The organism is Streptomyces sp. MA5143a (assembly GCF_900290235.1).
In the GTDB taxonomy this organism is placed as follows: domain Bacteria; phylum Actinomycetota; class Actinomycetes; order Streptomycetales; family Streptomycetaceae; genus Streptomyces.
Window position 1 is genome coordinate 116,987 of record NZ_OLMK01000063.1, and the last position, 25,800, is coordinate 142,786.

At 69.0% G+C, this 25,800-nt stretch carries 13 protein-coding genes; 10 read left to right on the forward strand and 3 right to left on the reverse strand.

Features of this window, described 5'->3' with window-relative positions:
• Positions 1–309: 309 nt before the first annotated feature.
• The 4 genes from SMA5143A_RS25925 to SMA5143A_RS25940 all read left to right on the forward strand — a co-directional run bounded on the left by SMA5143A_RS25925 (position 310) and on the right by SMA5143A_RS25940 (position 6,089).
• Positions 310–1,152 carry a protein phosphatase 2C domain-containing protein gene (locus SMA5143A_RS25925; protein WP_258193745.1) on the forward strand — a complete coding sequence of 281 codons (843 nt, stop codon included), beginning with the start codon at positions 310–312 and terminating at the stop codon, positions 1,150–1,152.
• Complete coding sequence (locus SMA5143A_RS25930; protein ID WP_107465255.1) at positions 1,149–2,102, forward strand: hypothetical protein; 954 nt, start codon at positions 1,149–1,151, stop codon at positions 2,100–2,102. Before SMA5143A_RS25925 ends, SMA5143A_RS25930 begins: the two co-directional genes overlap by 4 nt.
• A 463-nt stretch (positions 2,103–2,565) precedes the next feature.
• Positions 2,566–5,649: a DNRLRE domain-containing protein gene (locus tag SMA5143A_RS25935; RefSeq protein WP_181362014.1), complete on the forward strand. Its 3,084-nt coding sequence runs from the start codon at positions 2,566–2,568 to the stop codon at positions 5,647–5,649.
• On the forward strand, positions 5,646–6,089 hold the full coding sequence (locus tag SMA5143A_RS25940) for a hypothetical protein (RefSeq protein WP_146193953.1): 444 nt from the start codon (positions 5,646–5,648) through the stop codon (positions 6,087–6,089). Before SMA5143A_RS25935 ends, SMA5143A_RS25940 begins: the two co-directional genes overlap by 4 nt.
• A gap of 846 nt (positions 6,090–6,935) precedes the next feature.
• Here SMA5143A_RS25940 and SMA5143A_RS25950 read toward each other — a convergent pair.
• On the reverse strand, positions 6,936–7,436 hold the full coding sequence (locus SMA5143A_RS25950) for a hypothetical protein (protein ID WP_107465258.1): 501 nt from the start codon (positions 7,434–7,436) through the stop codon (positions 6,936–6,938).
• Positions 7,437–7,621: 185 nt separating this feature from the next.
• Between SMA5143A_RS25950 and SMA5143A_RS25955 the strand changes: the two genes are divergently transcribed.
• Both SMA5143A_RS25955 and SMA5143A_RS25960 read left to right on the forward strand, forming a co-directional pair.
• Positions 7,622–10,057: an ATP-binding protein gene (locus tag SMA5143A_RS25955; protein ID WP_107465259.1), complete on the forward strand. Its 2,436-nt coding sequence runs from the start codon at positions 7,622–7,624 to the stop codon at positions 10,055–10,057.
• A complete protein-coding gene (locus SMA5143A_RS25960) occupies positions 10,054–10,464 on the forward strand; it encodes a hypothetical protein (protein ID WP_146193954.1) in 411 nt (136 codons plus the stop codon). The genes SMA5143A_RS25955 and SMA5143A_RS25960 overlap by 4 nt, the downstream gene beginning before the upstream one ends.
• Before the next feature lie 397 nt (positions 10,465–10,861).
• Here the strand turns inward: SMA5143A_RS25960 and SMA5143A_RS25965 are convergent, their stop codons facing one another.
• The gene (locus tag SMA5143A_RS25965) at positions 10,862–16,948 is read right to left on the reverse strand and encodes a hypothetical protein (RefSeq protein WP_107465261.1); all 6,087 of its coding nucleotides are present in this window, start codon (positions 16,946–16,948) and stop codon (positions 10,862–10,864) included.
• A 105-nt stretch (positions 16,949–17,053) separates the two neighbouring features.
• The gene (locus tag SMA5143A_RS25970) at positions 17,054–19,294 is read right to left on the reverse strand and encodes a hypothetical protein (RefSeq protein WP_258193746.1); all 2,241 of its coding nucleotides are present in this window, start codon (positions 19,292–19,294) and stop codon (positions 17,054–17,056) included.
• A gap of 383 nt (positions 19,295–19,677) precedes the next feature.
• Between SMA5143A_RS25970 and SMA5143A_RS25975 the strand changes: the two genes are divergently transcribed.
• The 4 genes from SMA5143A_RS25975 (at position 19,678) to SMA5143A_RS25990 (ending at position 25,797) form a co-directional block, all read left to right on the forward strand.
• The gene (locus tag SMA5143A_RS25975) at positions 19,678–21,390 is read left to right on the forward strand and encodes a DUF262 domain-containing protein (RefSeq protein WP_107465299.1); all 1,713 of its coding nucleotides are present in this window, start codon (positions 19,678–19,680) and stop codon (positions 21,388–21,390) included.
• A gap of 35 nt (positions 21,391–21,425) precedes the next feature.
• Positions 21,426–22,706 carry a type II toxin-antitoxin system HipA family toxin gene (locus SMA5143A_RS25980; protein ID WP_107465263.1) on the forward strand — a complete coding sequence of 427 codons (1,281 nt, stop codon included), beginning with the start codon at positions 21,426–21,428 and terminating at the stop codon, positions 22,704–22,706.
• Positions 22,707–22,780: 74 nt separating this feature from the next.
• On the forward strand, positions 22,781–24,589 hold the full coding sequence (locus SMA5143A_RS25985; protein ID WP_107465264.1) for a DUF4357 domain-containing protein: 1,809 nt from the start codon (positions 22,781–22,783) through the stop codon (positions 24,587–24,589).
• The gene (locus tag SMA5143A_RS25990) at positions 24,586–25,797 is read left to right on the forward strand and encodes an McrC family protein (RefSeq protein WP_107465265.1); all 1,212 of its coding nucleotides are present in this window, start codon (positions 24,586–24,588) and stop codon (positions 25,795–25,797) included. The genes SMA5143A_RS25985 and SMA5143A_RS25990 overlap by 4 nt, the downstream gene beginning before the upstream one ends.
• Positions 25,798–25,800: the final 3 nt, after the last annotated feature.

Below are 25,800 nucleotides of genomic sequence, written 5' to 3' on the forward strand. Positions count from 1 at the left end.
CCTGACGGATTCGACGAGCACGTCGCGGGCCTGCCGTACGGCGTCATGGCACCCGAGGTCTTTCCTCGGGTGACCGAGCCCGCAGCGCCGACGTCCCTACAGGCCCCACAAGCCCCGCCGACCCCGCCTGCCCCGACGGTTCCGACGCCTCCGGCAGCTCCGACCGCACCAGTCGCGCCGTCGGCCCCTCGGGCGCCCGAGGCCGCCGTGCCATTCGCTGAACCCGAGGCGGAGGCTCTGCGAGGAGTGCCCGCGCACGTCGGCAATCGCCCTCCCAGCTATCCGCCTCATCCGCTGGGACGCCCCTCCGTGCGGGACTCGGACCTCTTCGCACCCTTCTCTCCCGTGGTCCTGCTGGACGGGGCGCAGATCGGGAGGCTGACCGTGCGTGCCGCCTCCGTGCGGGGCGACTCCCACAACTGGGAGGGGAGTTGCCGCCAGGACGCCATGGCGGTGACGCGGATCGGTCCTCCGGAGGCGGAGCTGCTTCTGCTGGCCGTCGCCGACGGCGTGGGCTCCGCCCTGTACTCCCATGTGGGCTCCTACCAGTTCTCCCGCCTCACAGCCGTCTACCTGGACCGGGAGGCCGAGGACATCCACGCGGCCCTGTGCGCTCGCGACGGGGAAGAGCTGCGCGTCCTGGCGACGAAGGCCGTGGCCGGAGCGGCCGCCGAACTGCGCTCCGGGTGGGCGCGTGCCGCCCAGCACCAGCCTCGGCCGTATGCCGACCAGGACTACGCCACCACGCTGCACGTCCTCCTGATCCCCGTCGACGCGCGCATCCGTGACCGTGTGCTGTTCAGCGTGGGCGACGGCGGCCTGTTCGTACTGCGTGAGGGCCGCTGGGAGCAGGGGGATCCGGAGGGTGGCGAGGATCTCCTCGACACCCGCACCGAGGCTCTTCCTCACGCCTACCGCAGCGTCAAGGCCACGGTGCTGCGCACCGTGCCCGGCGAGGTCCTTCTGCTGAGCACCGATGGCGTCACCAACCCCCTCACCCAGAAGGACCCGGAGTTCGCACGGCGCCTCGCCGACGCCTGGGGCGGGCCCGAGGTCCCCTCCATGTCCGACTTCCTGTGGCAGGCGCAGACCCGGGCCAAGTCCTACGACGACGACCGGACCGTCATCTGCGTGTGGGAGGAGCAGGGATGACCGCGCAGGACGGTGCCGACGTCGCCCGCTCGTCGCTCACACTGGGCAACCGGGTCGGCAGCGGCGGCCAGGGCGAGGTCCACGCCGTCGGCGACGGATCGTTGCTCTACAAGGAGTACAAGGACCCGTCCAAGGTCAACGGCCATGCGCTTGCCGACCTGGTCGCGTTCCGGCAGGGGCTCGGCCAGGCGGATCGGGGCCGCCTCGACACGCTGGCTGCCTGGCCGCTGTGCAGGGTGGTCGAGGGGGGCCGGCCCCTCGGTTTCCTCATGCAGTGGGCCCCGTCCTCCATGACGTGGCGCACTGCGACCGGGACGACGAAACTCCAGGAGTTGCAGTACCTGATCAGGCCCCCGAAATTGGCCTGGCAGGAGGTACCGCAGCCGACTCCTGAGCAGCGCAGGGCTCTCGCGTTGGCCTGCGTCGAGGCCATCGGCTGGTTCCACGACGCGGGCCTGGTGATCGGGGACATCTCGCAGGCCAACGTTCTGTGGTCCCTCACGCCCGAACCCGCCGTCCACTTTCTGGACTGCGACGGTTTCCGCAGGGTGGGACGTGACGCCGTCCAGGCCCAGGCCGCCACTCCCGACTGGAACGACCCGCTCGCGCCGTCCACCGAGGCCAGCGTCGACACGGACGCGTACAAGACCGCCCTCGCTGCGGGGCGGATCCTCGCGCAGGATCCGTACGTCAGGCCGGAGCAGGGGATGCGGCCCGTCGTCGGCTGCCTCAACGAGCGTCAGGCCGCCGCGTCGGGGAAGCTCTTTGCTCAAGCCGCGGGCGAGCGGGGGACCCGGCCCCGCCCGAGCGAGTGGCAGACGGCGCTGAGCGACCGCGGCACGATCACCCTCACCGCGGCAGCGCCCAGGCCCCGGCCCGCCGTCGACCACTCGGTCCTTGACGGGTTGCGCGACCGGAGGCCGATCAACCTGCGAGGACCAAGGCAGTAATGAGAGGCCCGGCTTGGCAATTCGAGGGCATGTGAACTCGGAGCCGACCAACTGGGGATGTTGCCAACGTCCCCGGTACCACCATCGATGGATGTCAGCTCGCTGCGCAGGTGCGTGAGCAGCTCCCAGTTTCACCTATAGCCGCTGAACCGAGGAGGTTCAGCCGCTTGCCCCCGCGGCGGCGCTCAGCGCGGCGTACCGAGTGCTCGCGGCATGACAGCAGTATCAGTCGCAGTATTCGCCGACGAGTTATCTGATTCAGTCGGTCCTTCGATGTGCGTGAAGTCACGGGAGATATAGGTCATTTGCCGCTCTCGATCGCCTTTATGGAGCGAGCTTTTTACGTACTCCTTACATAAGATCCTCTTGGCTCATCAGCTTTGCGGATGACGCATTGGCATGCGTAAAGCATGTACATATAGGGGGTTTTGTGAACGGAAGGTTCACAATGGCGGCCACATCGTTGGCCCTGTCTTTCGGTTTCGCCGTCCACGCGGCAGGCGCGACCTACGCAGCCGATTCCACGTCCAAGGCGGACAAGAGCTCTTCTCAGAGCAAGGCTGCGCGGCAGAAGGTCACCGAGGCTCCGGACGTCCAGTCCGCCCGGCTGGCCGCTGTGCTGGGTGGTCAGCGTGTGGAGGCCGTGTCCGAGCGCGCAGCCGACTCCACGACGTGGGTCAACCCGGACGGCAGTCTGACCACTGAAACCGCGTCCGGTGACATTCGGGTCCGGGAGGGCGGGCAGTGGAAGCCCATCGACACCACGCTCGTCGACACGGGAAGCAGTCTGGAGCCGAAGACCGCTGTCGCCGATGTGGCTCTGTCGGACGGCGGTTCGGGGGACTTCGCCTCGGTCAGCAGGGGTGCGCTCACGTTCGGTCTGGACTGGGGCAGGGATCTGCCGGAACCCCGAGTGAACGGGGCCACCGCCGTATATCCGTCGGTCGTCCCGGACGGTGACCTGCACGTCACCGCTCTACCGCACGGGTTCACCGAGTCGCTGATCCTCAAGAAGCGGCCCACCGAGCCGGTCGAACTGCGGCTGCCCGTCACTCTGGAGGGCATGGACCTGGAGAAGACCAGCCAACGCCACCTTCGTCTGGAAGACGGTGACGGCGACCTCGTAGCCAGTGCACCGGCACCCCGGATGTGGGGCAGCGGCACGGACTCCAAGTCCGGTGATCCGGCCCGCTCCGCGGAGATCGCCACCACGGTGGAGGAGACCGCGAAGGGTACCGTCCTCGTGCTGCGCCCGAGTCATGAGTTCCTCTCGGATCCGACTGTCAGTTACCCGGTCACCATCGACCCGACGACCACACTTGCGGCATCGACCGACACCTGGGTGGCTACGAACTACCCGGATTCACAGCGCGGTTCTACGGAACTGAAGGCAGGCACGTACGACGTCGGCACCACGAAGGCCCGCTCCTATGTGAAGTTCGACGTGTCCAAGCACGTCGGCAAGCACATTCTCAGCGCCGAGCTGCGGCTTCACTCGTACTGGTCCTCCAGCTGCTCCACCACCGGTTCCGGCGTGACAGCGCGGCGGATCACCGAAAGCTGGGACCCGAGCGCCGTGACCTGGGGTGCTCAACCGACCACGACCGACGCCGGAGCCGCTGTCTCGACATCGTCGTACGGCCACGACGCGGCCTGCCCTGCGAACTTCATGCGCTGGAACGTGGCCGACATCGCCCAGGCCTGGGCCGACGGCGAGGCCAACCACGGGCTGCAGATCAGAGGGGTGGACGAGACCGACTCCTCGACCTGGCGCCGCTTCAGATCCGCCAACTACGTCGACGGTTCCCAAGGCCCGACCGAGCCCGCGCTGTCGGTGACGTACAACACCAAGCCGGGCGTGGCATCGCCGGTGAGCCCGGCCAGCGGCACGGTCACGGCCGACACCACCCCGACTCTGTCGGCGAAGGCCACCGACCCGGACGGTGACACCGTCCGCTTCACCATCGAGGTGTGGAACGCCGACGGCACCACCAAGATCGCCTCGGGGCAGTCTCCGTACACCGCCTCGGCAGCCACAGGCTCGTGGACCGCGCCGACGCTGGCCGCCGGGTCGTACAAGTGGCGCACAGCCACCTATGACGGCACCGATTGGAACGGTACGTGGTCGGCCTGGCGCACCCTCACGGTGGACACCTCTGTTCCCGCCGCGCCCGCACTGTCGTCCAGCACGTATCCGGCCGACGGCCTGTGGCACGGCGACGCGGGCCAGGGCGGCACCTTCAAGATCTCCGACCCGGCGGGCAAGGCGGTCTCCGCCGAGTACCGCCTCAACGAGGGCACGACAGGCGCCGCCATGCTCACCGGAGGCACGGCCACGCTCTCTCTGACACCCGCGACACGTGGTGCGAACGCTCTGACCGCACGAGTGAAGAACCCCAACGGGGTGTGGTCCGAGTGGGGCACGTACACCTTCCTCGTGGGCGCCATCAAGGGAAGCCTCTCCGCCGCGTTCATCAACGACATCGCCGAGACGCACTTCTTCGAGACGCTGCACCCTCCGGCCGACGATGACACCCTGGTCGAGGACCCCCCAGCGGACGAGAGCCACCCGGACGTCGACGACACACCTGCCGACTTCGTCGAGCAGATCGACCCCAAGGAAGCGGAGACCGAGGACTCCGCCAAAGCCGTGCCGATCGCACAGCTTCCGGAACGCGCCGATCAGGACGTCATTGGCACCAGTTCCGATGGAAACACCCAGACGGTCGTCAACTTGCCCGCCGCCACCGCCTCCTCGGCGGAGCTGAGCAGCACGAACCTGGTCGTCTACCCCAACACCCAAACCGATGCGGACACCATCGCCATACGCAAGAACGCGAGCGCGGTCGAGGTCTTCCATCTGCTGCGCAGTTCCGATGCCCCGACAACCTTCACGTACCAGCCCGCGCTCGGCCCCGGACAGGTCATCACCGTGGGCGAGAACAACACCATGATGATCTCAAGCGCCGAAGGCGGCCTGACGAGCTTTATCACCGCTCCGCTGGCTCTGGACGCCAAGGGCACCACCGTTCCCGTCACGATGAAACTGTCCGGCGACGACATCGTCGTCTCGCTCACCCCGGCCCCAGGACAGACCGTTGCTTACCCGGTGCTCCTGGACCCGGGACATGGCTACGGTGCCGTCACCCCCTCAGAGCGGTATTACTGCTTCTGGAACCCCTACGACTGCTCGATAGCGCACGACAGGGCGAACGTAGCCTTCAAGAAGGCACAGGACCTCTACCCGGACAGGACGCTCTTCCAAGGCACGGGTGACGCGTTCCGCCACTGCTACTGGAACGCGCTGATGGAAATTCGCCTCTCCACCAAGGACGCGTACGAGATCGCGACACGGCACGAGTCCAAGTCCGAGGGCAACGATCAAACGATGGACCTGCGCAACAACTCCATCGGCCGTGGCATCGGGCGCAAGAACGACGGCAAGACCAGTGCCGGCATCCGCAGCAAGAAGGCATGCCTGAACGCCCAGAAGAATGGCAGCCTGTGGATCATCAAGAGCGGCAACCTCGTCAGGAGCGACAAGTGACCTCAGTACTCAGTCGGCGCGTGGCGCCCATCCTCTTGTTCCTGCAGGTGGCCTACATCGGGCTGTTCGCCGTGCTGGTCACGGCCCTGCCGCCGGACACGGCCGAACTCGACCACACGGACACCTCGATGCTGGACACGGCGTTGTACGCCGTGACCCTGCTCGGCATCGTGATCGCCCTGGTGGGCGCAGCCGCGATCCTCGGGCTGGAGAAGGTCCGCGCACGTACCCCGCGGCCCGTGCGAGCGGGATGGCTGGGAGTCGTCGCGCTGGGCCAGGTCGCCATCGCCGTGCTGGCACTGATCAATGTCTTCGGCCAGGACCCTGGCCCGGACGTCGTCTTCGGTGCAGCTATGACGGTCGCTGCCCTGGGCATCGCCGCCGCGTGCATCTCGGAGGCGCGTACCGCTGTGCCGTTCGGACCGCACGTTCAGGCGTAAAGAGCCCCACCCTGCGTCCGTGGCGTCCCCAAGTACATGGTGGGGGCGCCACGATGTTTGTACGGCCCGCTCCGAGGCGAAGTCGGGAACCCGGGGTTCGGCCTGGAGGTCAACAGGGAGGCCCAAGAAGTGGAGGCGGTGTGTCTATCGTCCCGCTTCGCCGTCGCACGTGATCCACACCGAGCCGGCGAACCGCTGGGAGGTGCCGTAACTGGTGCCTCACGATGTTGCAGATCTGGCCGCACCCGTGCCGGGGCACGGCGAGGAACTGGATGAAGTCACGTCCACCGAAGCACGTCCACCGAAGATCGGGAAGTTTTTCAGCCCCGCCGGGCCTGTCCTCGGGTCTGCTCCCTGCGGTCTCGGCCTCGCGGGCCGGCGCGGCGAGTTCAGTGGCGCTGCGCTCCACTTTCGCGACGACGCCGACGGGGAGCCCGGCGGTCAGGTACTCCCTGCTCAGGTTTCCCACTTCCAGTCGGTCACAGGCCGGCCTCGGCCCGCCTCCGGTTGCATCTTCCTTATCTCGATGACGGCATCCGTCGAATCCTCCACCCCACCGCTCACCAGGTTTTCCATGTGATGCAGGCGAGCGGCTCCTGAGAGGTAGCGCTGGACCGCGACGGACACACCCACGTGTGGACGAAGGTGTGCTGTGGCACCAGGGGCTGGGCCCGCTGAGCGCTGCAGGTCGCGTAGACGAGAGATTATGCACGAACGCCGGCATCCGGCTCGCCGTGAGCTCTTCTATGGCGGCCCGCAGGGCACCCGGTTCGGGGGTGGGCGTTGGCTGCGGTCTGGACAGAGCAGGTCACATTGCACGGAAAGCCCGTGGCCCGGGGCAGTGGGTCAGTCCGCCGCCGGTTCCCAGCGGTACCCCTCGCCCGTTTCGTCGTACGGACGCAGCAGCGGTTCCAGCTCCGTACGCACGAGTTCGGCGTCCTCCGGCGGCAGGGTCAGCGACGCCCGCCGCATGCGGACGCTCCAGGTGGCCGGGTCGGGGAAGACCGACAGCCGCGGCACCAGATCACGTAGGACAAGGCCCTCGCGGAACGGGGCCAGTCCCGACACTTTCATGCTGCAACCCTCGGAGTAGGAGCGCCCGCTGAAGACGACCGGCTCGTCCAGAACGTGTACTGGACTGGCGATCGCCGCCCGGCCGATGACGCGCCCCAGGTCCCGGGTCGGATTCCGGAAGCAGCCGCGCGTGCTGTAGAGGAACACCTCGTCCCCCTGCCCCAGCGTGCGCGCCGTCCTGGCCCGGCCCGCCGGGAAAGCCATCCGCTGCTCGGTGATGACCCAGCTCAGCGCGGCGCGGTCTCCGATGATCAGCAGGTGCGCGGGGGACATGCGGTCACCTTAGTGGGCCCACTCCACAGGACTGACACTCCCCGCGTGTACACAAGTTCGAACTCGTGAAATCTCGTAAGCCTGTTGACATCGTTAACGTACTTTCATCATGCTCGTAGCGCCAACAAGGCGTACCAACAGCCCGCGTGGCCCCTTCCGCCGCGCCCGCACGACGGGACCCGACCATGACCGAGCAGCCCTCCGCGTCCCTGCGCGACCTCCTCCTCGACCGTCTCCACCACTCCGACCTCACCCCCCAGGTACGGGACCTGCTGCGCGAGCTGGTCCCCGACGAGTCGTCCAGGAGCAGTGGAGGGCGTGCCGGACCCGTGCAGCTGCGGTCCATCACCGCGGCCAGCTGGCGAGGCATCGGGCCGCGGACCACCCTCGAACTGCCGCCGGGGCCCGGTCTGGTCGTCGTGGCGGGGCCCAACGGCTCCGGCAAGTCGAGCTTCGCCGAGGCCGCCGAGACCGCCCTGACGGGGCGCAACTCCCGGTGGGACGGGAAGCGGGCCACCGACTGGCAGAAGGGCTGGCGGAACCTGCACAGTCCCGATGTCACCCCCGAGGTCTCCGTCGTGCTGTCCGTCGGTGACCAGGGCGAAGCCGTGACCCTGCGGCGGACCTGGCACGGGGTCAAGGTCGACGAGGCCCGCACGCGGGTCGAGGGGGCGGACGGCACGGAGCTCAAACTGGAGGAGGTCGTCGACGCCGAGGCGCTGGACTTCGCCCGGCCCTTCCTGCCGTACAGCGAACTCGGTTCGATGATCAACGGCACGCTCGGTGGGCTGCACGACGCCTTTTTCAAGCTCCTCGGGCTCGAACTGCTCGCCGAGCTCGACGGCCGGGTCAAGGACGTCGTCGCCGAGTGCAAGCAGACGGTCGATCACTCGGTCGCCCTCACCGCGGGGCTCCTCGCCGACCTGGGTGCGGTCGACGACCCCAGGGCCCGCGAGGCGGTGCAGGCGCTGTCGGGGGCCAAGCCCGACCTCGGCCGGGTGCGTGCCCTGTTGGCGAGCCGTGCCCCCGCCGCCGAGGCCGAGCTGGCCCGGCTGCGGCGGCACGCGACGCTGACCGGACCGGATCTGGCGGAGGTCGGCGGAGCAGTCGCCCGGCTGCGGGAGGCCGCCGCGGCAGCCGAGGAGGCCCGGTACGGCAGTGCCGAGGAGGCCCGCCGCCTGGCCCGGCTGCTGGAGACGGCGATCGAGCACCAGCGGCGCTCCCGGACCACGGACTGCCCGGTCTGCGGCGCGGAGAACCGGCTCGACCGGACGTGGGCCGAGCAGACGCGGGCGGAGGTGGAGCGGCTCCAGGCGGCGGCCACGGAGGCCGAGGCCGCCCGCCAGGAGACGTCGGTCTCGGTGCGGGCCGCACACGACCTCGTGCAGCCGGTACCGGTGTGGCTGCGGGGCGAGACCTCCCCGCTCGCGACGGTGTGGCAGGACTGGGCCCAGTGTCGGGACATCACCCACCCCAGGGAGCTGGCGGACCGCGTCGAGCGTGCCGCCGCCGCACTGGACGACGCGTGCAGGCAGGTGCGGGAGGAGGCCGCCCGGCAGCTCGCCGAGCATGACGGGGCCTGGCAGCCGTTCGCCGTACGGCTCGCCGAGTGGCTCGGCGCGGCGGAGGCGAAGGAGGCCGCACTCGACCGGGGCAGGCACGCCCGCAAGGCACGCACCTGGCTGCGCCCCATCATCGACGAACTGCGGGACGAGCGGCTGCGGCCCTTCGCGCAGCGGTCGCAGGAGGTGTGGCAGCGGCTGTGCGAGCACAGCAGCGTCACCCTAGGATCAGTCACTCTCGGCGGCACGCCCGGCCGTGGCAGGGTCGTCCTCGATGTCTCCGTGGACGAGATGTCAGCCCCGGCCTACAGCGTGATGAGCCAGGGCGAGCTGCACTCCCTCGCTCTCTCCCTGTTCCTGCCGCGCGCCACGCACGCCGAGAGCCCGTTCGGCTTCCTCGTCATCGACGACCCCGTGCAGTCCATGGACCCCGAGAAGGTCGAGGGACTGGCCCGGGTGCTCGACGCCTGCGCCCGGGACAGGCAGGTGATCGTCTTCACCCACGACACCCGGCTCCAGCAGGCCGTCGCCCACCTCGGCATCAAGGCGACCGTCCTGCGCGTGAGCCGCCAGACCGACTCGGTGGTGGGCGTGGAGACGCTCACCGACCCGGTGGACCAGGCTCTCGCGGAGGCGCGGGCCGTCTCCCTGGACTTCAACCTGCCGCAGGACGTGGCCGACCACGTGCTGCCCGCCATGTGCAGGGTGGCTGTCGAAGCCGCCTGCCTGGAGACCGCGCGGCGCAGGCTCCGCGACGAGCAGGGCCTCGGGCTGCGGGCGATCGAGAAGCGCGTGGAGTCCCTTGACCGCACCAAGTCGTACGTGTCCCTCGCGCTGCTCGGCGACGAACAGCAGCACGCCCGTGCGGCCGTCGAGCGGATCTGTCCCGGGGGTTGGACGCTGATCCAGCTCTTCAACTCGGGCGCCCACACGCCCCTGCCGACCGTCGAGGACCGCAAGGATCTCGTCCGCCGGACCAAGGCCCTCGCGACCGCGATCCGGTGCAGCACGGGGACCGGGAGCGCCGGGGGCACCCAGAGCGTCGGAGGCGATCGATGAGCGTGCCCCCGGAGACCCTCGTGACCGCCGCCGGACGCCTCCTGCAGCCCGCACCGGGCACCGTCGCTCCCCTCGTCCCCGGCCTGCGCGCCCGTGCCGCCGCCATCCTGCTCCGTATGGCGCTCGACCAGGCCCTGGACGCCTACTGGCAGCGGATCACTCCGTCGATGACCCGGATCGGCAAGCACCGGATGCTGTGTCTGGAGTGGTACGCGGGCCACGACACCGCCCGCCGGTGCCGCACCACCTGGTCGGCGCTCAGCGCGGCATGCCACTACCGCACGTACGAGCTGCCCCCGGCCCCGGCAGAGATCCGCACCCGGCTGCGGGAGGTCACCGCCCTCCTCGCCGCCTTGGGCGACAAACCGGACCCGGCTTCCGTGAGGCTGGCAGAAGACGCGGGATAGGTCCCCACGCGCGGACAGGGGCGCCGCTTGTCAGCGGTGCCCCTGTCGTTCTGGAGAAACTCACGGTGCATGAATGAGGGACGGGGCGCCCTGTCGAGGGCAGGGCCGGGTCGCCAGGCCTCGGAGCCGGCCGATCTGTGTGTGCTCGGTGGCAGCGGCGACTGTCTGCCAGCCGGCGCAGACCTGTCGGCGTGCCCGTCCCTGAGCAAGCGACGCGCGGCTCCGCGCCTTCGAGGCTGTCGCCCCTTCGGAGGCCGTGTCTCTGTGAGAAGGCGTGCAGCGCAACGCGGTGGGACAGTGCGGCATGCCGTCTCGCCTGCACGTCCGAGCCGGCCACCGGAAAACCGGACCGTGAACCGTACCGACCGCCGGGGCAGCCGGTACGTGCCACACGGTGTCACCCGTGGAGCGCCACGCACTCACGGAGCAGCGGTTCCAGACGCAGCTGGGTGTCCTCGCGGTCGAAAACCTGCAGCGCGCCGAGACAGCTGACGATCCAGCGCGCCTCGTCCTCGTCCTCGAGCTTGAGAGCCACGGCGGTCACCGCGCCCTCCAGATCGAACAGGCCCTCCCTGAACTCGTCGTTCAGGGCCCGGTACCCCGTTACGAGCAGCTGGTCCGCGTACAAGCCGGTCGCCTCGGCGAAGGCGCGGGCCTCGGACCGGTCCGCGCGCAGGCCGGCCAAACGGCGCAGGACCTCATCGGGGTCGCCCAGTTCGTCGTGCAGGCGGTGGGCTCGGCCGACCATGAGAGGCCAGCCGCCGGTCAGCTCATGGAGGCGGTCCAGGCGGTCTTCCGTGTGGAACATGTTGACCCGCTGGGCCCAGCCGCGAAGGCTGCGGCCGTCGTGACGGCGCAGCACCACGGGCGCCGCCGTGGTGGGTTCGGTTCCCGTCAACAGGGTGCGCCACAGGGCCAGCTGAGTGGGGTCGATGACGAGGACCACAGCGCGGGTGACCCCCGGGGTGGCGGGCAGTAGCGTCTCAGCCAGATCGACGGCCTCTCGGCACGTCTCCTGGCGCGCCGGATAGCGGGCGAAGTCGCTGATGACCACTCGCCGTTCGCGGGGCCGTCCGCCAGTGAGCTCCTGCTTGTAGGCGCTGGGCTTGCCGACGGGCGGCAGCTTCCAGTCGGCGATGCGCCCCGCGACCGCACGCAGGGTATCGCCGACGTCGGTGACACAGGTGGCGGTGGTGCCGAGGACGACCCTTGTCTGGTTGGAGCGCTCACCGAGGAGATCGTCCAGCTGGGTGATGGTGAGCGGAGCCGGCCGGCCGTCGGGCAGCTCGGGGCGGCCCTCCTGCACGATGCTCTCCTGGAGTTTGCAGTCCTCTTCGGCCCTGAGCAGGCGGGCGTCCACCTCGTTGGGAGTGCCGATCATGCGCAGAGCGTTGGGGCCGCGCAGATGCCAGCCCTGACCGTCGTGGTTGGGGGCGAGGATGCCGAGGCCCACCATCTCGGAGAGATAGGCACGGAATCCCTCGGTGTCGAGCTGTTCGAAGCCCTTGCGCCAGAACGTCTCGCACTCCTCGCGCAGTTCGGCGTCGCTGAGTCGTGCTTCCAGACCGCGATGGCGGGCGTGGTACGCCAACACGTTGGCGATCACGTCGTAGCGGTGGTCGAGGCTCAGTGTGTCCTTGAAGGCCGACGAGATGCTGTCCCTGAGACCGGCGTCCGATTCCACGACCTCGATGTCGGCGACGCTCACGGTGTACGGGGGGCCCTCGGCTCCGCGCCGCGCCCGCTTGCGGTGCATCAGCTCGACCAGCCGGTGACCGAACATCTGCAGCAAAAACGGCTGGTAGGAGCAGTAGCCGAGTACCCGGTTGACCAGGTCCATGTCCTGGAACTCGAAACCCAGCGCCCGCATCGGCTCCACCAGCAGTTCAGCGGCGAACTGGGGTGCGAGCGGCCCGATCACCTTCGGAGTCTGGGCGAGGTGGCCGAACGGTCCGTTGCTCGCGAGCTTGGAGAACCGCTGGACGGAGTGCAGTCCGGCGAAGACGACCTTGGCGTGGTCCTTGGTGTCGGAGCCGAGGCCCTTGAGCTTCTTGGTCTGGTCGAAGCGGGGGGCATCCGCCTCGAAGAACTGGTCGCATTCGTCGAGCAGGATCAGCAGCCTGCGCCGCGAGTCCCCGTCGAGCCAGGCTCGGATGGCGGCGCGAACCCGTTCCGAAATGTCGCGACTCGACCTGCGGCTCTGCGGTCGGCCCAGTACCTGTGCGGCGGTCAGCTCCCGGTCCAGGACGCTCCACAGCGCCTCAGGGCCCAGCGAGCTGCCCTTGCCGATGTTCTCCTGGTCGAGGTTGACGTACACCGCCTGGTGGTAGCCGGGGCGCTGCTCGGTGAATCGCTCCCCGGCGTCTGCGAGCAGCGCCGATTTGCCGAGGCCCCGGCCGCCGAAGATGACCTGGGTGCCGCGCGGATCGAGGATGCTCTTCCGCTCGGCGTCACGGCCGTAGAACATCTCGCCGCCGATCCGGCCACGCTTCTCCCTGATGTACGGGTTGACGCCGGAGAACGGCAGCAGCGTCTGCGTGGCCGTGCTGACCTGGCGGTTGCCTCGGGCCGCCAGGTAGGCGAGTGCCGCGTCGTCCACGACGAGCAGAGGCTGCAACTGGTCTGAACCCATGGCGAGTTCTACACGGGCCTCGCGGCTCAACGTGCCGAAGTAGACGACAAGCAGGCTCGCGCCGCTTGTGTCACGCTCCGCCCAGCTCATGACGACCTTGGCGTGTGGGCGCCCCCAGACCATGAGTACGCGGAGGCTGCCGCCTTGCTCCCCGATCTGCGAGCCGAACGCGGGCGCCTTCGCCCTGCCGTTGATCTCCACGTCGGTCGCTTCGAAGAAGCGGTACTCGCGTCGACGCAGGTTTGGCGACCGCTCGTCGAGCGGCCTCGCACTCTTGGCGTCGTAGCCGAGGAGTTTGAGGGCAGGGAGCAACTGACGTCGCGCCGACACTTCGAGTCGGTCCTTCGGCTCGGTCGCGCCGAGCTCCCGCCATGCGCCGAGGGCGTCGGCCGCCAAGGCCGCCTCGTCGGTGGACAGTGCGCTGTAGTCCAGGACGGGCAGCGTCGGATGCTTGGCGCCGGAACGGACGAGGTCGACGAGCTCCCGGTCGATGCCCTTCGGCAGCCCGTCGGGGACGGCCGGGAAGAACTCGTTCAGATGGGACTCACCGGTCTCGATCTCCGGGACAGGTTCGCCGATCTCCAGGAAGTAGACGAGGTCTGCGGCGGTGGCCAGACCGCCGGTGTCCAAGTGACGCAGGACCTGGGCGCGTTCCTCTGCGGTGAGGTCCAGAGCGTCGAGCCGGGCCCGAATCCGGTCGGCTGCCTGCTGACGGAAGGCGGGCAGGTCCCTCCGTACGGCGTCGAGGGCCCGCCGTACGTCCCTCAGGTCGTGTGCACCGGTGCCGTCGAGTCGGTCGCGGGCGTCGGCGAGCAACTCTTGGAGGAGTAGGTCCTGGTCGTCGGTCACAGCCCCGTCGGCCTGTGCGCGATGCAGCTCGGCGACCAGTTCGTCGTGTTCCCGGCGCAGTTCTGTGCGCCGCACCGCCTCCTGCTCGTCGATCTCGGCGACGGAGGGCGGGGTGAAGTCGTCGGCCTGCGCGGCGGGCAGCAGCCCGCGTGAGGCCAGCTCGACGATGGTACGGGCCGCGGCGAAGGCATCCTGGGAGAGGCGCTCGGCGAATGCGTCCTGCCAGCCCCGCTCGACGGCAGCGAGAAGCTGGTCAAGCGACTGTCGCTCGTCGGGGGCGTCGCAGACCTTCAGCAGTTCCGCGTCCAGCACCAGTTCGGTCGCGACCGATCCGCCGGGACGCGTGGTCGCGCTCTCACCCGCGAGCAGGGCGAACAGCTCCTGCATCGAGGAGCGCGCCGCCCAAGCCGTCGCGGCCGACACGGCGTCCGAGCGCCGCGCCAGCTGCTCCAGCTCACCCAGTGCCGACTCCTTGCCGTCCAGCAGGGACTGGCGCAGGGAGGAGACCTCCTTGACCGCCCGGCTGCCATCGGAACGATCGCCGCGGCGGGCACCGTCAACCGCCAGGCACCACTCCTTGACCAGGCTGACGGCTCGCTCCACAAGATGCACCAGGTCCTGCCGCCCCGACCCCTGGAGTGGTTTGCCGCTGGGCGAGCGGTGCCTACGATCCATGCGGTCGATCTCGTTGTTGACCTCGGCCAGTTTCGACAGCCGCTCGGCATGCTCGCGCACCTGCTGGATCGCGTCGCGGTTGTCGTGGACGACGGTCGTGAGCAGCGATCCGAGCATGCCGTCGCCGGGGGCCAGCCAGTGCTTGGCGATCTCCGTCGCTCGCGCGAAGCGCAGTCTCTGCGGTGCGAGCAGGGCACGGCTCTGCGCGCGCAACTCCCGCAGCCGGGCTTCCGTCCCGGAGACGTCGGAGACGAGCGGTGAGGCGTTCATCAAAGCACCGCTGAGGGCACGGTCGGCGACAGCGGTCGCCGCCTCCGCAAGCCGGTCCGGAAGCCGGGGGACCAGCGCCTTGAGCTGAGCGCCTGCCGAGTGGTCGCCGGTGATCAGCGCGGTGCGCAGCAGGGCGGGCAGTAGAAGGAGTTCGCTGCCCTCGGTCTCCCGCCCCGCGTATCCGCCGTACTCCTGCAGCAGGTCAGCCGTCAGCCGGGCACCCTGGCTGTCACCGGAAGTGAGCAGCGCGGCGGCACCGGCCAGGCGGAGCGCCGCCACCTGTGGCTCGGGGCGGCCGGCGGCCTTCGCCACGTGGTGGGCGAGTCCGAAGCGTCGCTCGACGACCAACTGGGCCAGAGCCTGCTCGGCTACGGCCGCGTCGGAGTCGTCACGCGCGGCCGGGGCCGCTTCTCGGGTGGGCGCGTCGTCGGTGGGACGGATCGTAGGTGAGGGTGCCGGCACAGACCTCTGCGGGTCCGTGCGCGGGACCGGGGAGCTGCCGACCGTCCTCGCGGCCTTCGTGTCGGTGGTGTGAGCCGGCTCGGGCGCCGCCGTCCGAGGGGACGCGGGAACCTCCGGTTCGGAGGCGGGCTTGCGCACGGTCTCCTCGGGGGTGTGGTCGGTGGTCTCCTCCGCCTGCTCGACCGGCTCCACGGCCCCGTGGTCCATGGTCATCGCACTGTCGGCGGGTCCGGTGGAGCCGTCCGCCTTGGCCCCTGCGGGCTCGCTACAGACCTCCTCCGGCTGGGCCGACGTCAGTTCGGGAGCCATGACAGCCGCCATGGCGCACGCGGGCAGCACGCGCACGACCTGCTCCTGCAGTGCCAGGATCTCCGCCGCGGCGTCCGCTTGACGCCCCAGTCTGATGAGCCGGGTCAGGGCGGCGAGCGCTGCGCTCTGCTCCCGCTGCGACGGCTCCCACACCGGTGCGTCCAGCAGGCTGCGGGCCGTGTCTCGCACGGCCTCCGTGGCGGCGGCGGCAGGGCTGTCCGGACGGCAGGTGACACCCAGCAGCTTCCTCAGGACCTCACGTGCCTTGAGGTCACGCTCGTGCGCCGCCCGGTATGCGCGTGCGGCGCGGGTCATGTCCCCCAGGCGGCGCGGCACGCCCTCGATCCCCGCCGCGCGGAACGCCCCGGCGACGTTGTCGAAGAGGGCGCCCAGCGCGGTCAACGCGGCCAGGTCCCCGTCCTGCGGGGGGCGGCCGTCCACGACCGCACCGGTCACCTGCTCTGCCGCTTGCCGGGCCTGTTCAAGAGCCGACTCCAGCTGCCGGCAGGCCGCCTCCGGTTCCATCCCCACCGTGGTCCTGCGGCTTGCGGACGTCGCAGCGGCCACGTCGTGAGGAGCACAGGGTTCCGGTGCCGCGGTCCCTGGGGCGGGGGCATTCGTAACCGGCCCGTCGGCGACGGCAGCGCGTCCAGGCTTTCCGTCGCTCACGAGCTGCGGTTCCTCGTCTTCCGCTCCTCCGGGGACGAAACCCGGGTGCGCCTCTACGAGAGACCGCGCCTCGGCAGCAACAGCGGCGAGCTGTGCCGATTCCTTGTCGTCGGCCGTCGCCGCGAACCAATCCTGGTCCGCTGCCCAGGCGAGGAGGTGGGCGTCGGCGACGGAGGCGTTGCACCACGCGAACACCGTAGCCCGGACCAGCGTCTCGCCCCACCGGGAAACGGGATCGGAAACCGTCTCACCGTCCTGCGCGAACACGAACCTGCCGACCTGAGTCATCACGGTGACGGTGAGTCCTTGGATCCCGCATGTACAGGTGTTCTGGCGCGACTCGCGCCGCAGCCTGGCGAGAACGTCCCGGCACAGGGCTCTGCTGACCCGTCGAGGGGCCGCCAAGCGGATGCCCAGGCCGCCGAGCAGCTGCTGCCGATCCCTGGGCGGCAGGGAGTTGAAGGCAAGCTCCACCATGTCGGCCGTGAGGTCGTCCAGGGCGGCGATGGCCGGGTGCTCTAAGGCGTTGAGCGCGGCTGCCAGGCCTTCGAGGTTCTCGGCCGAGGCGCTCGGCGGGGACAGCGGCGGCCCCGTGACGACGCGGTAGCGGTCTTGCATGGGGGCATACTCCGTTTCTGTGGTGGTTCTGTGGGATCGGCCCACTCGACGGCGAGGGGGCCTGGAGAGCAACAGAGAGACGAGCAGAGATAGGGAGCCGGAGGGTCAGCGGCCGCGAGTGTGCTCAGTGACGAAGGTGTACCCGTGGGGCAGTTCCCACCCGTCCGCCTTGCCGAGCCTGCGGCAGTACTCCCGAAAGGCCGCTCGTTGCACGTCGCTGGGCGAGCAACCGGGCCGCAGGCGGCGGAGGTGACCGGAGACGAATTGGGCCGTCAGCAGCCCCACACCGTCCAGTTGCGTATCCGTGTCGCCCCAGGGCCGTATCAGCCGCCGTGTCGGGCGGTAGCCGATGAGGGGGATGGTCGGCTCTCTGTCGCGCGCAGGGAAGTGCGGTTGGCCCCAGAGGTCCCGGCTGCCGAGGGCCGGCTCCAGGAGCCGTTCGGCGAGCAGTTCCGCGACGGCCGCTTCGAGGGCGTCGGCCTGCGACCGTGCCGGCCGGCGGCCGTAGACCGCGCTCGGCAGGACCGAACGGTCGATCAGGGCATGCCCGTCCGGGGTGAGCAGACCGCAACGGCGGACTGTGCGCATCACCAGCTGGCGGGGGCCCAGTCCGACCGCGCTGTCGCCATGACGGTCGCTGCCCGGGGCGTCCTCCCTGGTGAGCACACGAGGGTCGTAACAGTGCCCGGTCTCACGGTCGCCGACCTGCACCCGTTCCTCGAGCCGCGTCGTGGCCAGGCGGAGCGCCGTACCGTCCTGGTGCTGGCGCAGCTCAAGTATGAGGCCGGGGAAGAAGTCGCGGGGCCAGGTTATGCCGGTCAGCCGCCCCGAGCCGTCACCGAGTTCGGCGGTGACGTCCTGTATCGCCTCCTTCTCGTCCAACGCCTGCCCTACGTGCTCTAGTTCGACACGTACCGCGGCGCGCGCGTCGTAAGACCGGCGAAGTTTCTGTGCGACGTACGGATGCAAGGGGAACCAGCCGCCGATGAGATGGGCCAGCCGCAGAGGTGTCCGCCAGACGATCTCCTGCGCGTCGTTCTGCAGAAGTTCGCCGGTGCAGAGGGAGGCGTCGTCGGCGAGGGGCAGATCGACCGGGTCCAGCTCCGCTTCCGGCTCCGGCTCTGGAAGGGCGGGCAAGGTGGACCTCCAGCCGCGTCCGGCCGGGGCCAGGGGATCTCCGGGTGCCTCCGCATCACCAGGATGATGGGATCGCCATACGCCTCCACCCTCGAAGGCGTCGTCGAGAGTGATACGGGAGCCGCTATCGAACAGGCCTTGGTCGCTGTCCCGTTGGACGACATCGGCGAGCGCCACGTTCGCCCGGCACACCGCCGAGGCGTATCCCACGCCCCTGAGCAGTTCCGTCGACCCCGGGAACCCGCGAAGCCGCGGTCCGACCGCCGTGTACACGGTGACCGGCGTGGTGAGGCCGTAGCGCCGCCTCCCTGGGGTAGCCGCGTGTTCCACCGCTGCGGCGAGAGTCCTCAGGTCATCGCCGCCCAGCGGTCCGGTGTCCCGCCAGCAGTCCGCAAGAGAGGCCCGGGCTATGGCGTAGTTGCGCCAGGTGCGCAACGGGGCACTGGTGTTGAGGACACCCCGCACCGTGTCGAGGAGACCGAGCAGCCCCACCCGCAGGGTGTCGTCGTGCGTGCCGCCCACCAGCGCAGCGAGGGAGACCGGGACAAAGGGGCTGAGCAGCTGCTCCCGTGCCGTCGTCAGGAGGTGGTCCGCGTAGGCCGTCAGGTCGTCGCTTCCAGCCGCCTCCGGGGATGGATAGCAGACGTCAACCACGACATGTCCGTCCTCGTTGATCCAGCGCCGACGCGTGCGTAAGCGGTGGAGCTGGGCCGGTGACAGGCTCAGGGCGGGGCCGAAGGCGTGGAGATCCGGGACGAGGAGCTCCCTACGCCGTGGCGCGGCGTCGTTTCCCGGCCTGCCTGGACCCTCGGCACCCGCGGGCGCCCCTGACACCCAGGCTGGTAAGTCGCCGAGGGCGCCTCCGGCGGGGTGGGCCCCCTCCCGGTAGACGATTTCGGCGTAGAGCGGGTCCGACCCGGTGGTGACACAGACCATGGCACCGACCGGGAGTACCGGAGCGCACTCCCCGAAGGTGATCACAGGAAAGTCATCGAGCCGGAGTGGGCTGCCGCCATAACCCTCGCCGCCGAGGTCGTACCCGAAGTACACGGCGTTGAAGGCGACGGTGGTGTGCACCGGCGCCGGCCGGGCCGCGACCACGGCTTCCAGATAGCGCCGCAGCCGCTGCCGTTCCTCTTCGGGTACGGCGTCGTAGCCTTTCACCATGACCGGGGTCAGCAGGGCCCGTTCACCGTATGGATCCGGCACCCCCGTCCCCTCGTGTTCACCGTCCGTTGCTGACACATACGGGTCCCCACCCATGACACCTCCGCCGCACTACAGGTCACCCCGGCCCGCCTGCGGTATTCCCCGCAGACTATGCCCGTGCTTGGGATTCCTGTGGCACTTTCATCGGTTTGCGTCGGCTGACAGCGGCTTATGCCGGAATCGTCCGGTCGCTCACACGGAAGCCTAGGTTTGACATGTTGACGATGTCAACAGATAATGCGGAGAGGTGTTGCTTCATGCTCCTGGCGTAGCGTGTGCGACATGGGAGAACCTGGCAGCCTGTGATGGCTCGCCGAAAGACGTTGCCGATCGTCCGTCGCCACGCGAATCTCGTCTCAACCATCGACCAGGGGGACACGAAGATGACCACCGCAGGCCTGGAGACCCAGCCCAGCGCGACTACTTACGAGTTGGGCGACCTCGTGGCCCAGGCCTGGAGCGGAAGGATTCACGTCCCGCACTTCCAACGCGATTTCCGCTGGAGCACCACTGATGTACTCCGGCTTTTCGACAGCATCGTCAAGGGTTACCCCATCGGGAACCTGCTCCTCTGGGTTCGCAAGACACCGGCACGTTCCTTTGTCCTCGGCCAGCTGAAGATCGACGCGCCGGCCTCTCCGGACGCCTTCTGGGTGGTGGACGGGCAGCAGCGCATCACCAGCCTCGCCAACGCGCTCAGCCCGGAAGGGCATCTTCACGAACCGTTCTCCATCTACTACGACCTCAGGGAGAAGCGGTTCATCGCCCAGCCCAAGACGCGTGAGCCCCAGCACATCGCACTGCCCGTTCTCTTCGACCTGAAGAAGCTCCTCGGGTGGTTCCGCACGGAGGGCGAACTGGTCGCCGAGCTCTTCGACGAAGCCGACCGGGTGGCCACAGCGCTGCGCCAGTACAAGGTGCCCGCTTATCTCGTGCGGCAGGACGATCTCGACATCCTGACCGACATCTTCGACCGGATGAACAACTACGGAAAGCGCCTCAATCGGGCAGAGATCTTCTCCGCTCTCTACGCGGGTCCGGAAGAAGGAGCCGCGGAGAGGCTGAACCTCTCCCGCATCGCCGACCGCATTGCCGCAAGGACCGGATTCGGCACCATCGACACAGACACCGTCCTCGCGTCGATCCTGGCTCGCCGCGGACCCGACCCCTCTCGGGACATCCGTAACGAGTTCAGCTCCACGGGCCGACGCACCGCCCCGGAGTTCGAGGACGAGGACCAGTACGCGGCCTACGGCGAGGGCGAAGAGGCCCTGGTACGTGCCATCGGCTTTCTGCAGTCCGAGGCTGAGGTGCCGCACATCGCCCTGCTCGTCTATCGCGCGCTGCTCGTCGTCCTGACGCGCTTCTTCGCCCACTTCCCCGATCCGGAGCCCAACACCCGCCGTTTGCTGCGGCGGTTGTACTGGCGAGTGGCCGTCTCCGGGCCCGCCGTCTTCAAGGGCAGTTTCACGCAGGTGTCGCGTGTCCTGTGCGCCAGAATTCGCAAGGGCGACGAGCGTGGTTCGATCATGGGTTTGATGGACGCCATGGCCGAAGCCCAGCCGTCGACCCCGACCATCGAGCGCTTCCGGACCAATGAGGCCGCCGCGAAGATCATCCTTAGTTCCTGGTGGTCCCTTCGGCCCCGATCCCTGGTCACGGGTGTTCCCGTGGATCTTCAGAGCCTCTCGACGCTTCTTGCCGATCAGAAGACCGCCGCCACGGTGGCCCATGTGATCTTTCCTCGTGGGCTCACCTCGCAGCAGGTCCTGTATGCGGCGAACCGTCTGTTCCTGCCCAGCGCGGAAGATCCCGTCTCGGAGATCACGACGTTGCTCGCTCACCGTCCCCCTCATCTGGGCGAGGAGACCTGGGACCTCGTTCTCGCCTCGCACACCATGAGCCGAGAGGCAAGTCAGGCTCTCTCCGAAGGAGATCGCGAGGGCTTCCTCCAACTGCGTCAGCAGACAATCCAGCAGCATCTGGACGACTTCCTCGGGCGTATGGCCGAGTGGGACTACGAGGACACTCCCTCACTGGACTCATTGGACTTCGACGCCCTTGACGAACTCGACGAGCCCGACGAGCTGTTCTGACAGGTCCGGATCCCGCGAACAGGACACCACTGCGCATGACCCCGCTCCCGGAGACCTACCACGCCGTACTCCTGCATTCCCGGCGGATCGGCACGCTCTGCCAGAAAGGCGACTACACGCGTTTCGTCGTCAACGAGTCCTACGTGACCGACCCACAGCGGCCGGTCCTGGGTCTCCGCTTCGAAGAGAACCTGCGCGCCCCCTATGCGTCAGCTTTGCGGCTGCCGCGCTGGTTCTCCAACCTTCTCCCCGAAGGTCCGCTCCGGGAGTGGATCGCCGACGACCGGGGTGTCTCCTTGGACCGGGAGATGGAACTTCTGGCACAGGTCGGCCATGACCTGCCCGGCGCCGTCCAGGTGCTGCCTGCCGAGGGCCCCGACGACGGTTGGGAGTGGCCTGAAGGCGAGCATTCAGGAGGAGAGGGAAAACGCCCCGGTGGAGCCTATGGTTTCCCTTCCTCCCACTCGCCATGGCGATTCTCCCTGGCAGGTGTCGCCCTGAAGTTCTCCATGCTGGCCAGAGGAGACCGGCTCACCGTTCCTGCTGCTGGTGTGCACGGCGACTGGTTGGTCAAGTTTCCGGATTACCGCCATCCCGACGTACCGCGCAACGAGTTCACCATCATGTCCCTGGCCCGCGCCGCAGGGCTCGACGTTCCGGACGTACGCCTCATGCACCGCGACGAGCTCGAAGGCCTGCCAGACCGTATGTGGCCGAACGACGAACAATGGGCCTACGCCGTCCGCCGTTTCGACCGCACCCACGACGAACTTCGCGCCCCTCTCCACATCGAGGACTTCGCCCAGGTCAGGGACAAGTACCCCCAGGACAAGTACCAGTCGACATTCGAGACGGTCGCGGCCATCGCCTACCGAGGCCATGACAGGGAATCACTGCGCGAGGCCGCTCGGCGCATAGCCTTCTCCGTCGTGGTGGGCAACGGGGATGCTCACCTGAAGAACTGGTCCCTGATCTATCGCGATCGCCGGGTCCCATCGCTGTCGCCGGTTTACGACCTGGTGTCCACGGCCCCCTACGCACCGAGCGACGAGCCGGAGGACCTAGGGCTCAAATTCGGCGGCAGCAAGTCCTTCGAACGAGTACAGCTTGCCGCCTTCGACCGGCTCGAAGGTGCCCTGGATCGCCGTTTCGGGACGACCGATGCTCGACTGCGCCAGGAGGCTGTGCAGACCATCGAGCGGGTGCGCACTCAGTGGCCGCAGTACGAGGAGCACCTCGCGGACAATCAGCGCCTGCGCGAGACGATCGGGGCGTGGATCACCGGCTCCGCCCAGAGACTACTCAGGCGCGCTTGACGGCAATCGGCCCATCCGGCTGTTTCAGTGCCGCTCCGTACGCCTCGCACCCGTACCTATGAGAAGGACGATCCATGGCCCTCGAGTATCCGGAGTTCCGGCTGAGGCTGCCGAGCGGCGGCCCCGAGGCCCGAGGACGGCTGCTGACCGAGAAAGGGACGAACGGCAGCCAGAAGTTCGTCGTGCTGGCCGGGTCGCCGGGCCGTCCGGAGGTTGTGCCCTCCTTCCCCATCCGCATGCCGTCGTCGCACCGGCTGAGGCAACGGCTGGTCGAGGACGGGATTCTCACGGAGTCGGATACCTGGCCCGGCTGGCTGGAGCTTATCGAGGACGTCGAGTGCAACTCGCCGTCGGCCGCCGCCGAGATCCTCGTCGGCCGCAGCGCCAACGGCTGGCTGGAGTGGAAGAGCGCCGACGGCCATCCGCTTTCCGACTACCTCGACCAGGTCTGGTGGGGCCCGAACCGGGCCTGGCTGGTGCGCGGCTCCAACGTCTCCGGCCTCGACCTCGTCCCGCGTCTGTGGCTGCCCCAGCGGCTGGTGACCCTGCGTGCACGTCATCTGAGGCAAGGGGTCGAGCAGGGCATCAGCAAGGACCGGCTGCGCACCGCCGTCGAAGAGGACTACGCCTCCACCGCGACGTACAACCAGAAGGTGCAGCTGGTCGAGGAGCTACACATGTTCCTCTCCCGGATGCGGCCCGGCGACACCATGTGCACCATCTCGGGCGGCAGGCTGTACGTCGGAAAGATCACGGGGGACGCCGAACAGCTCGCCTCCGAGGACGGCCGGTCGGATCTGCGCAGGCCGGTGGACTGGGCGGACGCCGGGCACGCGTACGAGGACCTGCCCGAGGCGCTCCAGCAGAAGCTCTCGGCACAGCACGACGTCATCGATCTGACCGCCGTGAAGGATCTTATCGACGGCCTGGGGATAAGCGACGAGGACCTGATCGAGGAGGCCGAGGCCGCCGACCGGGATCCGAGCGTGGAGATCCCCGCGCTCACCGCCCGGCGCGAGCTGGAACTGCCCGAACCCACGGACGAGTTGGCTGGCGAGCTACTCGTGCATGACACTGCCTGGCTGCGCGAGGTGCGTGATCTGCTCTGGGACGAACGGCAGTTGGTGCTGTACGGCCCGCCCGGGACCGGCAAGACGTATCTCGCCCTGAAGCTCGCGGAGTTCCTCGGCGGCGGACCCGAGCAGGTCAAGCTCGTGCAGTTCCATCCCTCGTACGCCTACGAGGACTTCTTCGAGGGGTTCCGGCCGCAGGAGGATCCGCAGACCCGGGAGGTCGCCTTCCGGCTCACCGCCGGCCCGCTGCGCGAACTCGCCGACCTGGCCTCCCGCGAGGGCAACCGGCACATCCCGCACTTCCTGATCATCGACGAGATCAACCGCGCAAACCTGGCCAAGGTCTTCGGTGAGCTGTACTTCTTGCTGGAGTACCGCAACAAGTCGGTCCGGCTGACGTACTCCGGCGACGACTTCGCGCTGCCGCCCAACCTCTTCGTGATCGGCACCATGAACACCGCCGACCGGTCGATCGCACTCGTCGACGCGGCGATGCGCCGCCGCTTCGCCTTCGTCGAGTTGTCCCCGCGCACGGAGCCGACGAGCGGGCTGCTGCGCCGTTGGCTAAGCCGTGAGGGCCGCGACGCCGAGCCGGCCGACCTGCTCGACACGCTCAACTCCCGTATCGACGAGGCCGACTTCCGTATCGGGCCCTCCTACCTGATGAAGAAGGGCGTCTACCGGGAGGGCGGTCTCGAACGGACGTGGCGGACCAAGATCCTGCCGCTCCTGGAGGAGCACCACTACGGGGAGGGCGTGGACATCGAGAAGCGGTACGGCCTGGCGGCTCTGCGGGAGTCGCTCGGGTGACGCACGTCATCGAACTCGTCGAGCACACGGCGGTCGAGGGCATCCCGCTGCCGGACGCGGTCGGACGGGCGCTGGCGGCCGGCGACATCGTCGATGCGGCTCCCGATCCGTATGTCGGGGGGCTCTGGTCCCTGCGGGCCGGCAGCAAGGTCGGCGCCGTGGCGGTCGCGGTACCGGGGGGCGGCGGGCTGGTCACCGTACGGGTCGCGCCCAAGGTCTCCATCGCCCGGCTGTTCTTCCTCCTCGGGTACAGCCTCGACCCGAAGGGCGGACGACGGGACGGGGAGGTCGATGTCGCCGTGCACCGCGATCTGCTGCCCGCCCTCGCCCATGCCGTGGAGCGCCAGATCGACCGGGCGCTGCGGCAGGGGCTCCTCCAGGGGTACCGGGTGACCGAGGAGACGTCCCTGGTCGTCCGGGGCCGCGCCCGGGAGGCCGAGCAGATACGGCGGCGGTTCGGCGCGACGCTGCCGGTGGAGGTGGAGTACGACGAGTTCACCACCGACATCGCGGAGAACCGCCTGCTGCGTGCCGCCGTCGAGCGCCTCCTGCGGTTGCCCGGCGTCCCCCGCGACGTGCGTCGAGGACTGTTCCACCAGCGGGCCCGCCTGGCCGACGTCACCCTGATCGTGCGGGGGCGACCTCTGCCCGCATGGCAGCCGAGCCGGCTCAACTCGCGCTACCAGCACGCCCTGCTCCTCGCCCGCACCGTCCTGGAGAACGCCTCTGTCGAGCACGCGCCCGGCGGGCTGCACGTCGACGGGTTCCTCTTCGACATGAACAAGCTCTTCGAGGACTTCGTGACCGTGGCGCTGCGGGAGGCGTGCCGCGCCCTCGGACACACGGCGCGGCTCCAGGACCCGCACCACCTCGACGAGGCGTCCGCGATCCGCATGAGACCCGACTTCGTGCTGTACGGGCCGGAGGGCGTCCCGGGGGCCGTCGTGGACGCCAAGTACAAGGCCGAGAAGCGGGAGGGCTTCCCCGACGCCGACCTCTACCAGATGCTCGCCTACTGCACCGCCCTGGGCCTGCGCGAAGGCCATCTGGTGTACGCCAAGGGCAACGCGCCGCACGCGGCCCACACGGTGCGGCACGCGGGCATCGTCATCCACCAGCACGCCCTCGACCTCGACCAGGAACCGTCCGCGCTGCTCTCGGACGTGGAGGAGATCTCCGCCCGGCTGATACGCCGCCCACGCGTATGATCG

What these genes read in the sequence shown, in the direction of transcription:
- SMA5143A_RS25930 (WP_107465255.1), top strand. Translation starts at nt 1,149, where the DNA reads ATGACCGCGCAGGACGGTGCCGACGTCGCCCGCTCGTCGCTCACACTG.
- SMA5143A_RS25950 (WP_107465258.1), bottom strand. Translation starts at nt 7,436, where the DNA reads ATGTCCCCCGCGCACCTGCTGATCATCGGAGACCGCGCCGCGCTGAGC.
- SMA5143A_RS25955 (WP_107465259.1), top strand. Translation starts at nt 7,622, where the DNA reads ATGACCGAGCAGCCCTCCGCGTCCCTGCGCGACCTCCTCCTCGACCGT.
- SMA5143A_RS25960 (WP_146193954.1), top strand. Translation starts at nt 10,054, where the DNA reads ATGAGCGTGCCCCCGGAGACCCTCGTGACCGCCGCCGGACGCCTCCTG.
- SMA5143A_RS25965 (WP_107465261.1), bottom strand. Translation starts at nt 16,948, where the DNA reads ATGCAAGACCGCTACCGCGTCGTCACGGGGCCGCCGCTGTCCCCGCCG.
- SMA5143A_RS25975 (WP_107465299.1), top strand. Translation starts at nt 19,678, where the DNA reads ATGACCACCGCAGGCCTGGAGACCCAGCCCAGCGCGACTACTTACGAG.
- SMA5143A_RS25980 (WP_107465263.1), top strand. Translation starts at nt 21,426, where the DNA reads ATGACCCCGCTCCCGGAGACCTACCACGCCGTACTCCTGCATTCCCGG.
- SMA5143A_RS25985 (WP_107465264.1), top strand. Translation starts at nt 22,781, where the DNA reads ATGGCCCTCGAGTATCCGGAGTTCCGGCTGAGGCTGCCGAGCGGCGGC.